The following is a 13,733-nucleotide window of genomic DNA, read 5'->3' on the forward strand; positions in this document are numbered from 1 at the left end:
AGGCCCAAAAACCGCCCGCCCGGTTGCCGCAAGCCCGCCCCCGGCCGTAGTTTTGGCTTCCTTCCGCCCCGTCCCGACTTCCTTTCATGAAAATCATTTGCATCGGCCGCAACTACGCCGACCACATCGCCGAGCTGCAAAACGAGGTGCCCAGCGCGCCCGTCATCTTCCTCAAGCCCGAAACGGCACTGCTCCAGCGCGGCCAGCCGTTTTTCCTGCCCGAGTTCTCGCAGGACATTCACCACGAGCTGGAGCTGGTGCTGCGCGTGAGCAAAAACGGCCGCCACATCGAAGAGCCGTTTGCCCATACCTACTTCGACGCCATCGGCCTGGGCATCGACTTCACGGCCCGCGACCTGCAAAGCGAGCTCAAGAAAAAGGGCCTGCCCTGGGAGCTGGCCAAAGCCTTCGACGGCTCGGCCCCGGTTTCGCCCACTTTCAAGCCCGTGGCTGAGTTCGCTGACCTGACCAACATCAACTTTCATCTTGAAGTGAACGGCGAAACCCGCCAGACCGGCAATTCCAGCCTGATGCTGCACCCGTTTGCCAAAATCATCAGCTTCGTGTCGAAATACATTTCTCTGAAAATGGGAGATTTGATTTTCACGGGCACGCCCGCCGGCGTGGCCGCCGTGAAGCTGGGCGACCAGCTCACCGGCTACCTGGAAGGGGAGAAGCTGCTGGAATTGGCGGTGAAGTAGGGGCGGGGCGTTTATTTAATTACGAATCCAGAACGTCATGTCGAGCTTGTCAAGACATCTCGCGTGCTTTAGTAACTCAAATGATTGGATTACTAAAGCACGCGAGATGTCTCGACAAGCTCGACATGACGGTTCCATTTGAATAGAGTACAAGTTGAAGAAGCAAGCGAAGTTGATAATTGGTCTGGCGCTGGCCTTTCTGGCCGGGCTGCCCGGCCGAGTAGGAGGGCAGGAAGCCGATACCTCAGAACGCAGCCGCAGCACCATCAGCGAGATGCTGAAAGCGGGCCGGCCCACGGTGCCCAATGGCTATTTCATGTTTCCCATCGCGCCGGGTAAGCCCAATTTCCTGGCCGGCAGCATGGGCGAGCTGCGGCCCAACCACTTCCACGGCGGGCTCGACATCAAGACCGGCGGCGGCGTGAACCAGCCCGTGTACGCGGCCGCCGACGGCTACATCTCGCGCCTCAAACAGTCGTCGTTTGGCTACGGCAACGTGCTCTACATCACGCACCCGAACGGCCTGACCACGGTGTATGGGCACTTGAATGAGTTCAAAGGTGCGTTTGCGGCCGAGCTGCTGCGCCGCCAATACGACAAGCAGAGCTACGAGCTGGAGGCCTTCTTCGAGAAGGACCGGTTTCCGGTGAAGCGCGGGGAGCTGGTGGCGCTGAGCGGCAACACCGGTGGCTCGGCCGGCCCGCACCTGCACTGGGAAGTGCGCGACGCCCAGGACCGGCAGTACAACCCGCTGCAGTGGGGCGGCTTTCCCGAAATTCAGGACCACGTGGCGCCTTCGCTGCAGGCGTTTGCGCTGGAGCCCCTGGGCATTGAGGCGCGGGTGAAGCGGGTGTTTGCCAAGGCCGTGTTTGTGCCCAAGGTGCTGCCCGGGCCGGGCGTGGCCACCACCTGGGCCGATACCATCAGCGCCTTCGGCACGGTGGGCTTGCTGGTGCAGGGCTTTGATAGGTTTGATAACGCGTGGAACAAAAACGGCATTCAGCGGGTGAGCATGACGGTGAACGGCCAGCCGTTTTACCAGCACACCATCGACGCCGTGCCCTTCCCCACGGGCACGCGGCAGGTGGGCAACTTCGTCGATTTCCTCTACCAGAACACCCAGGGCCGCACCCTGCAAAAGCTATGGGTGGACGACGGCAACGACCTGCCGATGTACGCCACCGGCCCCACCAAAGGCCGCCTGAACGTGGAAGCCGGCAAGCTCTACGCCCTCGACGTGACGCTGGCCGACTCCTACAACAACCAGACCCAGCTGCACCTGGTGCTGCGCGGCGAAGCGCCCGACTACTTCAAAACCCGCTCGGCCGCCGTGAAGAAAACGGCCCTGCGCTTCGAGGTGACGCGCAACCTGCTGAAAGCCGTGGTGGCCGACCCCAGCCCCGACTCGGTGGCCGCCAACCTGACGCTGCTGCGCGGAACCCGCCGCCTCGAAATCCGGCCCAGCTACACGCAGAACAGCGAAAACGTGTACCTCTACGACCTGCGCGCCGGCCTGCCCGATTCCATCCGCTTCGGTGCCATCACCAAGAAATTCGACCGGCAGGTGATGATTCCGGCGGGCCAGGAAACGAGCTACGCCACGGCCCACCTCAACCTGGTTTTCGGCCTCGAAACCCTCTTCGGCAACCTCTACCTGAGCACCGGCTTCAAGCCCGAGGCCACCGGCAGCGGTTTCTGGACGGTGGGCTCGCCGCTGCTGCCGCTCTACCACACGGCCGTGCTCACCCTCAAGCCCGCCACCCCGCCCAGTGACCCGCGCCGCACCGCCATCTACGCGGCCACGGCCAAGGGCGGCAAGGCCTACCTGGGCGGCGTGTGGGACGACAAGGGCCAGATTACGGCCAACATCCGCCAGTTTGCTTCCTACCGCATTCTGCGCGACACCACCGCGCCCCGCGGCAGCCTGGTGGGCCGCGCGGGCGGGCAGCTGTCGTTTACAGTGGGCGACGACATGTCGGGCCTGGCAAGCTACCGGCTACTCATCGGCGGCAAGTTCCGGCTGCTGCGCTACGAGCACAAGAAAGCCCTGCTCTTCACCGTGGCCTCCGACACGCTCGGGCCCCGCCTGCACGGCCCCGCCGAGCTGCGCCTGACCGACCAGGCCGGCAACGAGCGGGTGATTCCGCTGAGCTTGTAGCGTTGTTTATTTGTCATCCTGAGCGCAGCGAAGGACCTTATCACGCTAAGGACCTTATCACGCTTTAACAGTTTGCAGTAATCACTGCCGCTGGCGTGAGAAGGTCCTTCGCTGCGCTCAGGATGACAGACGTTATCCTGCCTTCACACCTCAACCCCCAACGCCCCATGCCCCTCGAACCCGGCCAACCCGCCCCCGATTTCACCGCCCAGGACCAGGACGGCAACACCATCAGCCTGCACGACCTGCGCGGCCAGAAAGTGGCCCTCTATTTCTATCCCAAAGACGACACGCCCGGCTGCACCGCCCAGGCCTGCAACCTGCGCGACCACCAGGAGGAGCTCAAAGCGAGCAATATTCAGGTTATCGGCGTGAGCATCGACGGCGAAATGGCGCACAAGAAGTTCGCCCTGAAGTACGACCTGCCGTTCCCGCTGCTGGTCGATACCGAGAAGAAAATCGTGCATGACTACGGCGTGTGGCAGGAAAAGAAAAACTACGGCAAAACCTACATGGGCACCGTCCGCACCACGTTTTTGATTGACGAAAACGGCGTGATTGAGAAGGTGATTAAGAAAGTCGACACCAAAGAGCACGCCGCGCAGCTGCTCTAGCCGCCATGTTGCCTGGTAACGGGCGTTGCAACCGGTTGCAGCGGGCATTTGCGGGCGGCGAAGGGCGCTGCAACTGGTTGCAATGGCCATTTCCGTCCGGCGTAGCCCGGTGCAACCGGTTGCAACGCCCGTTTCTGCGCAGCTTGGCCCAGTGCAACCGGTTGCAACGGCCATTTCCGTCCGGCGAAGCCCACTGCAACCGGTTGCAGTGCCCGTTTCCGTCCGGCAAAGCGCACTGCAACCGGTTGCACTGGCAGAACAGCCTATCGTAACCGATTGCAATAGCCAGCGACCAACAAATGCCGGTAGGTCCTTCCCGCGCGTTGCTACCTTTACCTCATTGAACCCAACTTTCCGACCATGACCGACACCACCGCCAAGACCGTTGAACAACCCGAAAAAAGCAACGAAGAGCTCAAGGAAATTGCCACGCAGGTGCGCCGCGACATCGTGCGCATGGTGCACGCCGTGAACTCGGGCCACCCCGGCGGCTCGCTCGGCATCACCGATTTGCTGGTCGCGCTCTACTTCAAGGTGATGAAGCACCACCCCGAGCCCTTCGACATGGACGGCAAGGACCAGGACCTATTCTTCCTGTCCAACGGCCACACCTCGGCCACCATGTACTCGTGTCTGGCGCGCTCCGGCTACTTCCCCATCAGCGAGCTGAGCACCTTCCGCAAGCTCAATTCGCGCCTGCAGGGCCACCCCACCACCCACGAGGGCTTGCCCGGCGTGCGCGTGGCTTCGGGCTCGCTGGGCCAGGGGCTGAGCGTGGCCTGCGGCGCCGCCCAGGCCAAAAAACTTAATGGCGACAAGCAGCGCGTGTTCGTGCTCATGGGCGACGGCGAGCTGGAGGAAGGCCAGAACTGGGAAGCGGCTATGTACGCCGCCCACCACAAAATCGACAACCTGATTGCCATCGTGGACCGCAACGGCCAGCAGATTGACGGCAGCACCGACCAAATCGGCGGCCTCGGCGACATTGGCGCCAAGTTCAAGGCCTTCGGCTGGCAGGTGTTTGAGGGCGACGGCAACCACTTCGACGCCCTGCTGCCCATGCTCGAAAACTGCGTAGCCGCCGCCGGCAAAGCCAAGCCCATCATGTTTGTGATGGACACGAAAATGGGCTTCGGCGTCGACTTCATGATGGACGGCCACAAGTGGCACGGCGTGGCCCCGAACGACGCGCAGCTGGCCACCGCCCTGGACGAGCTGAAAGTGGGCACCGAAGGCGACTACTAGCATGTGGTACCGCCCGGACGTGACGCCTCACCCCCTGACCCCTTCTCCGATGGAGAGGGGGCACCGGTCTTGCGCGGTCATGAACCGTCACGCTTCCCCTCTCCACCGGAGAGGGGGCCGGGGGGTGAGGCGCCACGCCTGGGCATTACTGCTGCTACTGAGTTTTGCCGCCCGCGCCCAAAACGCCGCGCCCGAAAAGCCCAAAGTCACCCGCATCCTGTTCCTGCTCGATGCCTCGGGCTCGATGATGGCGCCCTGGGAAGGCCAGCCGCGCTGGGCCGTGGCCAAGCGCATGCTCAGCAAGATGGTCGACTCGCTCAACGCCTACCCCAACCTGGAGCTCGGCCTGCGCGTGTACGGCCACCAATTCCCGAACGCCGACAAAAACTGCCAGGACTCGAAGCTGGAAGTGCCGTTTGCCCCGCGCAACGCGGCGGCCATCAAGAAAAAGCTCACCGAGCTCAAGGCCCAGGGCAACACGCCCATCACCTATTCGCTGGAGCAGTCGGCCAACGACTTCCCCACCGACAAGTCGTCGCGCAACGTGCTGCTGCTGATAACCGACGGCCTCGAATCCTGCAACCGCGACCCCTGCGCGGCCTCCATTGCCCTGCAGCGCAAGCACGTTTTCCTCAAGCCCTTCGTCATCGGCATCGGGGCCGAGCGGGATTTTGGCAAGCAGCTCGAATGCCTGGGCCAGTACTACAACGCCGCCGAAGTAGCCACCTTCCGCACGGTGATGAACGACGTCATTGCGAAAACGCTGAGCAAAACCACCGTCTCGGTGAACCTCACCGACGCCGCCGGCAAGCCCGTGGAAACGAACGTGAACATGACCTTCGTGAACAACGTGACCGAGCAGCCCGAGTATAACTACGTGCACTACCGCGACGCCCAGGGCAAGCCCGACGTGCTCGACATCGACGCCCTGCAGAGCTACGACCTCGTGATAAACACCGTGCCGCCCGTGCGCCAGGCCAACATCCCCATCACCCCCGGCAAGGCCAACGTGCTCACCTATAAAACGCCCCAAGGCACGCTCTGGCTGCAAAACCCGCCCCTCACGCCCAACCCCTACGGCACCATTCGGGCGGTGGTGCGCAGCCAGGCGGGGGCCACCGTCACGGCCGGCACCTTCGGCACCCGCCAGAAGCTGCTGGCCGGCAACTACGAAATCGAAGCCCTCACGCTGCCCCGCACCGTGCGCCGCATCACCATCAAGCAAGGCCAGGAATACACCTTCACCTACGCCGCGCCCGGCACCCTCAATATCACGTCGGATTTGAAAGGCTACGGCAGCCTCTACCAACTCAACGATGACGAGTCGCAAACCTGGATTTACGACCTGCCCTACGGCGGCAGCAGCAAAGTGAACCTGCCCATGCAGCCGGGCGCTTACCGGCTGGTATTCCGCACCAGCAATAGCAACGGCAGCAAGTTTACTGATGTGCGCAACTTCACCATCCGCAGCGGGCAAACGACGTCGGTGGCCATTTTTGGGAAATGAGTTAGAACATCAAACTCCCCTCCTTTTTTAAGGAGGGGACGTTTCAGCGCAGCTGAAACTGGGGTGGTTAAGTCGTTGAACGACCCATCTGGAAGACAATAGAACAACCAATCTGTCATGGATAACTATCACAACCTTCCGCAGAAAAAAGATGACCGGCGCACCTTGCGTAGTGCCCTCACACCTGCTGAAGCGACATTGTGGAAATCCCTGAAAGGCGGGCAGCTTGCCGGCCGCAAGTTTCGCCGCCAGCACAGCGTCGGCAGCTACGTTTTGGATTTCTACTGTCCTGAAGAAAGATTGGCCATTGAGCTTGACGGCGCTGGCCATTACACAGCGGCTGGAAACGCTCACGATACCGTCCGAACCGACTACCTCAATACGCTCGGCATTCAGGTCATCCGCTTTGAAAACAAATTAATTTGGTCTGCATTAGAAAGCATATTGCAAACCATCAAAAGTAAATTTCACGCTGCTTGATTTTCGGGCGCGAGTCGTTCAACGACTCAACCACCCCAATTTTCACTGCGTGAAAATGTCCCCTCCTTAAAAAAGGAGGGGAGTTTGTTCTAACGAAACCTCCTTACATATCATGAAAGACTTTCCCTACACCGAATCGAAAGACACCCGCAGCGGCTTCGGCGCGGGCCTGGCCGAGCTGGGCAAAACCAACCCCAACGTAGTCGCCCTCTGCGCCGACCTCACTGGCTCGCTCAAAATGGACGCCTTCAAAAAGGAAAACCCCGACCGGTTTTTCCAGGTCGGCATCGCCGAGGCCAACATGATGGGCGTGGCCGCCGGCATGACCATTGGCGGCAAAATCCCCTTCACGGGCACCTTCGCCAACTTCAGCACCGGTCGCGTGTACGACCAGATTCGCCAGAGCATTGCCTACTCGGGCAAGAACGTGAAAATCTGCGCCTCGCACGCCGGCCTCACGCTGGGCGAAGACGGCGCCACTCACCAGATTCTGGAAGACCTGGGCATGATGAAAATGCTGCCCGGCATGACTGTCATCAACCCCTGCGACTACAACCAGACCAAAGCCGCCACCATCGCCATTGCCGACTACGAAGGCCCGGTGTACCTGCGCTTCGGCCGCCCCGTGGTGCCCAACTTCACGCCCGCCGACCAGAAATTTGAAATCGGCAAAGCCTGGACCCTGAACGAAGGCACCGACGTGAGCATCTTCGCCACCGGCCACCTCGTGTGGAAGGCCGTGCTGGCCGGCAAGCTGCTGGCCGAGAAAGGCATCAACGCCGAAATCATCAACATCCACACCATCAAGCCGCTCGATGCGGAAGCCATCCTCGCCTCGGTGCGCAAAACCCGCTGCGTGGTGACGGCCGAAGAGCACCAGATGAACGGCGGCCTCGGCGACAGCATCGCCCAGTTGCTGGCCCGCGAAGAGCCCCTGCCCCTGGAAATGGTGGCCGTGCACGACAGCTTCGGCGAAAGCGGCACCCCCGACCAGCTGATGGAGAAATACCACCTCAACGAAGCCGCCATTGTGGAAGCCGTGGAGGCGGTGATGAAGCGGAAGAAGTAGTGGAAACACCTGTTGTCGCGCAATGCTGATGAAAAAAATGCCGGATGGCATTGCGCGGCAACAGGCGTTTCATTTCATGGAGTTGTTTAGCAATTTCTCAGAACGTTCTGATTCGGCTCCGTCCAACAGGGCCAGATGACGCCCTAAAGAACCCGTTCCTGTGACGATAACGGCTGGTACGTAGGGAAAAGAAACCGAAATTATTGGCCTGCTCAGCGGGTGACGAAATAGCGCCTTTCGCCAAATGAGTCGGATTGAATTAGTATGACCGGTGCTGTTTCGTAGCCTATTGTGTCCATTCTGGCCGATGTGAGCTTTAAGGTGAAGCCGAGATAATCGTGCTTCCAGTCTTGCGGCCACGGGTTCCCACTGAGTTTGCCACCCTCATACCCGCGCAACGTACCGTGCTGATAGCCGCGCTTGTGGATGGTGCCGTAGCAAAAAAGGCAGTGGCCCTGCGAGGAAGCAAGCGCCTGTAGGCCAGGAAACTTGGTTATGTGAAGCATTTCATCATGTTGAGCTGTTTTTCGGTTTCCAAGCGCCTCAGTTGAGCCCGACTCTGGCAGCGCCGATACTGCGCCCGAAAAATCGGCACTGCCTTGGGTGCTGGTAAAGGGAGTGGTGCCAAAATAGTTTGACCCGCCCAAGCCAAATGTGCCGTTGCTGGTTTGGGGCAGTGTATTGGCCACCGTCTGATGCTGTAGAAGGGCTTGCAAGCGCTTGTATTCCTCGCCGGATTGTGCTGCTCCATTGTGCGCTTCAGCCGCTTCAACAATTTCCCGCATTTCTTCGATGGCGGTAGCCAGTAGGTCATCATCTATTGCATTACCGGCCCTGGCGATGCTAACTCTTGCTGCTTGAACAACGCCCGTCGAGCCGCTGCCGAGAGGGGCGCGTGGCTTTTCGTAGTGCTTCACCGCTACCAATTGCGCCAGTTGGTTCGGAATAGCTCGTTGCTGCAGGACAGATGCGGGTTGCCGTTCCGGAGCTGTGCGGAGGGCTTTGGCTCCCATCACGGTTGCTTCCCTTTCCAAGGAATCGTCATCGTTTACCGCTTGTTCATTAATGGTCTTTTGCGCTTGCACTCGTTCTTGCTTCTGCTGAACCACGTGCCAGGCTTCGTGCGGTAAATGCTTTTCCTGTCCGGTTGCAATGTGAATGTCGGTTCCCTGCGCGTAGGCGTGAGCCTGCAATTGGGCCGGTTCTGCAGAATTGTAGTGAACCCTCACGTCATCCATCGAAAAACCGGAAAGAGTTTCAACGCCCGCTTTCAGCTCAGCGGGCAGGCCAGTCTTGTTCGGTTCGGCCCGCGCAGGTTGAGCTTGTTTCGCAATGGCTTGTGTTGCCACTTGCCGCTGGGCCACCCGCGGGCTGGCATCCATGGCTCCCTGCAAGGCTTTTTGCCGCTGTACGTGCGGACTGGCTTGTATGGCTTCTTGAAAGGATTTTTGTTGCTGGAGGCGCGAGTTGCTGTTTATAGTTGCTTGCAGGCTGCCTGCCGGCTGCTCGCTATTGCTAAGCGCGGCAGGAGATTTCCCAAACATTTCCCGTTCAGGAAAGCGCTGTATTGCCGCGTGGTGCTTACCTGCGAAGGCTTTGTTGTCGTAAGTATTCATGCCCAGGGCGTTGTTAGTGTACCGTATGATTTGGGGAAGCGAAAGCAATCAAGTAGTGCGTCTGGAGCTTGCCCTGCGCTGCTTTTCCCGCCCAAGCTATCATTTCAATCTTCGCTTCGATGTCTTGAGTTGCTACCGACAGTTCGCGGATAGTGTCGATACATTCGGCGATGGTGTCAGTCAACTCGTATCCAGAGCGTTTGAACTCTTTGCCCACGGCACGGGGCGATTCTTGCGGGTGGCGCATGCGGTGAACCATTAGGCGTATAGTGGCTTGAATATACTAAAAATTTTGAGCAAAATGAGGTAAGTAACAGCTTGCTTTCTTGGTGAATACCTACCGGTGTGGGGCATCATGGCAACCTTTTTTCATCGTTGGCATTAAACGCGACCTGTGCCGGCGCGTCAAACCCCCGCCTTTGTCGCCCAGCCTTGTTTGACTCCCCGTTTGGAAGACCACGACATCCTCCTCAAGTTTCAAGACCCGGCTTCGCGCAACCTGGCGTTCAACCAGCTCGTGCGCAAGTACCAGAGCAAGGTGTACTGGCACGTGCGCAAGATGGTGGTGGACCACGACGACGCCGACGACCTCACCCAGGACGTGTTCGTGAAGGTGTGGAAGCACCTCGAAAACTTCCGCCAGGACGCCGCCCTGTTCACCTGGATTTACCGCATTGCCACCAACGAGTGCCTGAACTTCCTGAGCAGCAAGCGGCGCAAGTTCCTGCTGCCGCTCAACGACGTAGGCGCCGAGCTGGCCGCCAAAATCGAAGCCGACCCCGCCCTGGCCGGCGACGAGATTGAGCTAAAGCTGCAACAAGCCATTCTGCGCCTGCCCGACAAGCAGCGCCTCGTCTTCAACCTGCGCTACTACGACGAGATGCCCTACGAGCAAATGGCCGAAATAACGGGCACCAGCGTGGGCGCGTTGAAAGCCAGCTACCACCACGCCGTGAAAAAAGTGGAAGAATACGTGACCCGCACCACCGACGACTAAATCGGCCAAAAGACAAAATATTACCCGCGTAGTTAAACGCCGCCCCCCGTTCTCCATCCAACAGCCATGAAACCTTCCTTCAAGCTAGACGCGCACCCCCGGCGGCCCCGCCCGCTGCTGAGCGAGCCGCCCGCTGGCTATTTCGATGCACTGCCCACCCAGATTATGGCACGCCTGCCCCAGGCCGCGGCCCGCGCCACCGTACCCGGCTGGTTGGCCTGGCTCACGCCGGCCCTGCGTACCAGCCTGGCCTCGGTGACCGTGCTGGGCGGCTTTGCGGCTTCCTTCTACCTGAGCGGCCCGGCCCAACCGGCCACCGCCGCCACGGCTTCGCTGGATGCCGTGCCGCGCACCGAACTGGTGGGCTACCTGCTCACCAGCGGCGCCCGCGTCGAGAATTCCGACCTCGCGGTGCTCGCCGCCGCCCACCCCAACATCACCAAAGGCTTCCTGCACGCCTCCGCCGAAGAAGTGGCCGATGCCCTCGACGAGCAGCCGTCGGAAGACCTGACCTACTTGTAATTCCTTTCCGCACATGCCCTCTATTTCATCCGTATTTCGATTATTTAGCTTCGCCGTCCTGCTGCTGGCTGCTGTCCCGGCCGCGCACGCTCAGGACGGCCCCGGGCGCGGCGGCCGCAAAGGTCAGCGCCTCGGCCAGCTCGAAAACGCCAAAATTGCCTTCATCACCAACCGCGTGGCCCTCACCCAGGACCAGGCCCAGAAATTCTGGCCGCTCTACAACGAGTTTTCGGCCAAGCGCCGCGAGCTCAACCGCGGCGGCCGCCTGCTGCGCCGCGACGTGACCGAAGGCATGAATGACCAGCAGATTCGCGACAATTTCAACCAGGCCTTCGCCATGCGCCAGCAGGAGCTGAACCTGGAGAAGGAATACTTCGACAAGTTTCAGAAAGTCATTTCCCTGCGCCAAGTGGCCCAATTGTTTCAGGCCGAGCGCGACTTCACCAAGGAAGTCATCAAGCGGGTGGCCGGCCCCGGCGGCCAGGCGGCCGCCGATACCAACTAGTTTTTTGCCCAGCCCGGGCTTGGGTTCCAGGAGGCCGCTGTTCCCACAGCGGCCTCTTTATTTTTGTGGGATAATCGAAACGAGTCGCCGTCGGTTTATCAGAGAATATTCTTACCACCTGTCATCCTGAGCGAAGCGAAGGACCTTCTCACGTTAGAAGGTTTCGCTCAATCGTGAAAAGGTCCTTCGCTACGCTCAGGATGACAGTCATAGTGGAAGTACACCTACAAAACCCGTAAATCCGCTTAAATCCAAGAACTCCGTGGTCCTGACCCCCCGCCAATTATTCCTGCGCCACCAGGCCCAAACCTCTGATTTCCCGCTGCTGCTGGAGATTGAGCGGGCCGAAGGCGTGTACATGTACGCCCCCGACGGCCGCCGCTACCTCGACCTGATTTCGGGCATCGGCGTGAGCAACGTGGGCCACCGCCACCCGCGCGTGCTGGCCGGCATCCAGGCCCAACTTGATAAGTATTTGCACCTGATGGTGTACGGCGAGCTGGTGCAGGCTGTGCCCGCCCGGCTGGCCGCGGCCATCCATCAAACCCTGCCCGCCCACCTCGACTCCGTCTATTTCACCAACTCCGGCACCGAAGCCATCGAGGGCGCCCTGAAGCTGGCCAAGCGCCACACCGGCCGCACCGGCCTCGTTTCCTGCCTCAACGCCTACCACGGCTCCACGCACGGCGCCCTGTCCATCACCGGCTCCGAGGGCTTCAAGAACAGCTTCCGCCCCTTGCTGCCCGACGTGCAGCACATCCGCCACAACGAGCTGGCCGACCTGGCGTTGATAACCGAGCACACGGCCGCCGTTATTATCGAAACGGTGCAGGGCGAGGCCGGCGTGCGCGTGCCCGGCCCCGAATACCTGCCGGCTCTGCGCGCCCGCTGCACCGAAGTAGGCGCCCTGCTCATTCTCGACGAAATTCAGTGCGGCTACGGGCGCACGGGCAGCATGTGGGCATTCGAGCAGTTCGGCATCGAGCCCGACATTCTGGTGTGCGCCAAGGGCATGGGCGGCGGCATGCCCATCGGCGCCTTCATTGCGAGCACCGAAGTCATGAGCGGCTTCAAAACCAACCCAATTCTGGGGCACTGCACCACCTTCGGCGGGCACCCGGTGAGTTGCGCGGCGGCCCTGGCCACCCTGCAAATCATTCAGGACGAGCAACTGGCCCAGGGCGTGGCTGCTAAAGCCGCCCGGTTCCGGGCGCAGCTGCGGCACCCGGCCATCCGGGCGGTGCGCGGCTGCGGCTTGCTGATGGCGGTGGAGTTCGAGTCCTTCGCCGTGCTCAAGCCCATCATTGATTACGCCCTGGAGCACGAGGGCATCCTCACCGACTGGTTTCTGTTCTGCGACAACTCCCTGCGGCTGGCCCCGCCGCTCATCATCACCGATGCCGAGATTGACGAAGCCTGCGCGGCGCTGCTGCGGGCCATTTCGCACGTTACCGGTCATTGAACGAGGTAGGGGCGGGGCCTGCCCCCGCCCGCCGTTAGCTTCGCTGACTTTCGGTTGAGCGGAATTGTTGAAATGGCGCATGCGGCGGGCGGGGGCAGGCCCCGCCCCTACACCGTTCAACGCCGAAACGCAAGCCGGCCCGCCGCAATCCTGCAAAATCAGGAGCGGCGGGCCGGCTTTGTGTTGAGGCAACGTTCGGGTTCGTAAGCGTATGCCATAGGCCTACAGCGTTATCGTGGGCCGGGGCAATTCGTTGTAGTTCAAAAAGGAGTTGCTTTCCTCTTTGATGCGCTCGCGCGGCAGGCCGTCTTTCACGCCCTGCGAGATTTTGCGGACCAGCACGCCCACAATGGCCTTGCGGAAGCCCAGCTTCTCGGCCATCATGATGCAGAACTCCATTTCCGTTTCGTCCACGATGCCGTCGGCCAGCATCATGTCCACGAGGTCAAAAATCTGGTCGAACCGCTCGGAGTCGTTGGTGGGCAGGTCGCTGCTCGTGCCTTTGGCGCCCGACACCAGGGCCTGCACCTCTGATTGGCTCAGGCCGTTCTTCTTGCCCACGGCCAGGATGAAATTCATCTCCCGCGCGTCGATGTGGCCGTCGGCTTTGGCCAGCGCCGCCAGATTCAGCAAGTGCCCTTTAATTTTTTTGGCTTGCTCATTTTCAAAGAAACCGAACATAAAACGTGGGAATTAGGAGGTGGAAGATGATTTTATCGCAATCGGACCGATTGTGGGAGTAATGTACTAAGAAAACCGGCTGATTTCTGCCATTCTTACGCAAAACGCAAAAAAAAAGGTAAAGCCAGCTGTTGAGCTATTTCGGCACGCACTGCAGGAGGTTTGCAATCGTTTCG

General features: G+C 60.5%; 14 protein-coding genes. 11 read left to right on the top strand and 3 right to left on the bottom strand.

Annotated features, from left to right (window positions below; translation table 11 throughout):
* The first annotated feature begins 86 nt into the window (after positions 1–86).
* The 7 genes from I2H31_RS08260 (at position 87) to I2H31_RS08290 (ending at position 7,774) form a co-directional block, all read left to right on the top strand.
* Positions 87–701 carry a fumarylacetoacetate hydrolase family protein gene (locus I2H31_RS08260; RefSeq protein WP_196292557.1) on the top strand — a complete coding sequence of 205 codons (615 nt, stop codon included), beginning with the start codon at positions 87–89 and terminating at the stop codon, positions 699–701.
* A 172-nt stretch (positions 702–873) separates the two neighbouring features.
* On the top strand, positions 874–2,859 hold the full coding sequence (locus I2H31_RS08265; RefSeq protein WP_196292558.1) for a M23 family metallopeptidase: 1,986 nt from the start codon (positions 874–876) through the stop codon (positions 2,857–2,859).
* 167 nt (positions 2,860–3,026) lie between these two features.
* The gene (gene bcp, locus I2H31_RS08270) at positions 3,027–3,473 is read left to right on the top strand and encodes a thioredoxin-dependent thiol peroxidase (RefSeq protein ID WP_196292559.1); all 447 of its coding nucleotides are present in this window, start codon (positions 3,027–3,029) and stop codon (positions 3,471–3,473) included.
* Positions 3,474–3,833: 360 nt separating this feature from the next.
* Positions 3,834–4,718, top strand: a complete 885-nt coding sequence (locus tag I2H31_RS08275) for a transketolase (RefSeq protein WP_196292560.1) — start codon at positions 3,834–3,836, stop codon at positions 4,716–4,718.
* A 79-nt stretch (positions 4,719–4,797) separates the two neighbouring features.
* Entirely contained in the window at positions 4,798–6,225 is a 1,428-nt protein-coding gene (locus I2H31_RS08280; RefSeq protein WP_196292561.1) for a vWA domain-containing protein, read from the top strand.
* A 117-nt stretch (positions 6,226–6,342) separates the two neighbouring features.
* The gene (locus tag I2H31_RS08285; protein WP_196292562.1) at positions 6,343–6,705 is read left to right on the top strand and encodes an endonuclease domain-containing protein; all 363 of its coding nucleotides are present in this window, start codon (positions 6,343–6,345) and stop codon (positions 6,703–6,705) included.
* Between the two features lie 112 nt (positions 6,706–6,817).
* The gene (locus tag I2H31_RS08290) at positions 6,818–7,774 is read left to right on the top strand and encodes a transketolase family protein (protein ID WP_196292563.1); all 957 of its coding nucleotides are present in this window, start codon (positions 6,818–6,820) and stop codon (positions 7,772–7,774) included.
* A gap of 212 nt (positions 7,775–7,986) precedes the next feature.
* Here I2H31_RS08290 and I2H31_RS08295 read toward each other — a convergent pair whose 3' ends face one another.
* Both I2H31_RS08295 and I2H31_RS08300 read right to left on the bottom strand, forming a co-directional pair.
* Positions 7,987–9,390: an eCIS core domain-containing protein gene (locus I2H31_RS08295; protein ID WP_230687593.1), complete on the bottom strand. Its 1,404-nt coding sequence runs from the start codon at positions 9,388–9,390 to the stop codon at positions 7,987–7,989.
* A 13-nt stretch (positions 9,391–9,403) separates the two neighbouring features.
* Positions 9,404–9,637 (bottom strand): hypothetical protein, encoded by a 234-nt coding sequence (locus I2H31_RS08300; protein ID WP_196292564.1) that lies wholly within the window; start codon positions 9,635–9,637, stop codon positions 9,404–9,406.
* A 201-nt stretch (positions 9,638–9,838) separates the two neighbouring features.
* On the opposite strand from I2H31_RS08300, the gene I2H31_RS08305 reads away from it, so the two are divergent.
* From I2H31_RS08305 to I2H31_RS08320, 4 genes are all read left to right on the top strand, one after another.
* The gene (locus tag I2H31_RS08305) at positions 9,839–10,387 is read left to right on the top strand and encodes an RNA polymerase sigma factor (RefSeq protein WP_196292891.1); all 549 of its coding nucleotides are present in this window, start codon (positions 9,839–9,841) and stop codon (positions 10,385–10,387) included.
* A 66-nt stretch (positions 10,388–10,453) separates the two neighbouring features.
* Positions 10,454–10,909, top strand: a complete 456-nt coding sequence (locus I2H31_RS08310; RefSeq protein ID WP_196292565.1) for a hypothetical protein — start codon at positions 10,454–10,456, stop codon at positions 10,907–10,909.
* Positions 10,910–10,922: 13 nt separating this feature from the next.
* On the top strand, positions 10,923–11,414 hold the full coding sequence (locus I2H31_RS08315) for a hypothetical protein (RefSeq protein ID WP_196292566.1): 492 nt from the start codon (positions 10,923–10,925) through the stop codon (positions 11,412–11,414).
* A gap of 268 nt (positions 11,415–11,682) precedes the next feature.
* Positions 11,683–12,876, top strand: a complete 1,194-nt coding sequence (locus tag I2H31_RS08320; protein ID WP_196292892.1) for an aspartate aminotransferase family protein — start codon at positions 11,683–11,685, stop codon at positions 12,874–12,876.
* A 222-nt stretch (positions 12,877–13,098) separates the two neighbouring features.
* Here I2H31_RS08320 and I2H31_RS08325 read toward each other — a convergent pair whose 3' ends face one another.
* Positions 13,099–13,557: a tellurite resistance TerB family protein gene (locus I2H31_RS08325; RefSeq protein WP_196292567.1), complete on the bottom strand. Its 459-nt coding sequence runs from the start codon at positions 13,555–13,557 to the stop codon at positions 13,099–13,101.
* Positions 13,558–13,733: the final 176 nt, after the last annotated feature.

The organism is Hymenobacter ruricola (assembly GCF_015694525.1).
Lineage (GTDB): Bacteria > Bacteroidota > Bacteroidia > Cytophagales > Hymenobacteraceae > Hymenobacter > Hymenobacter ruricola.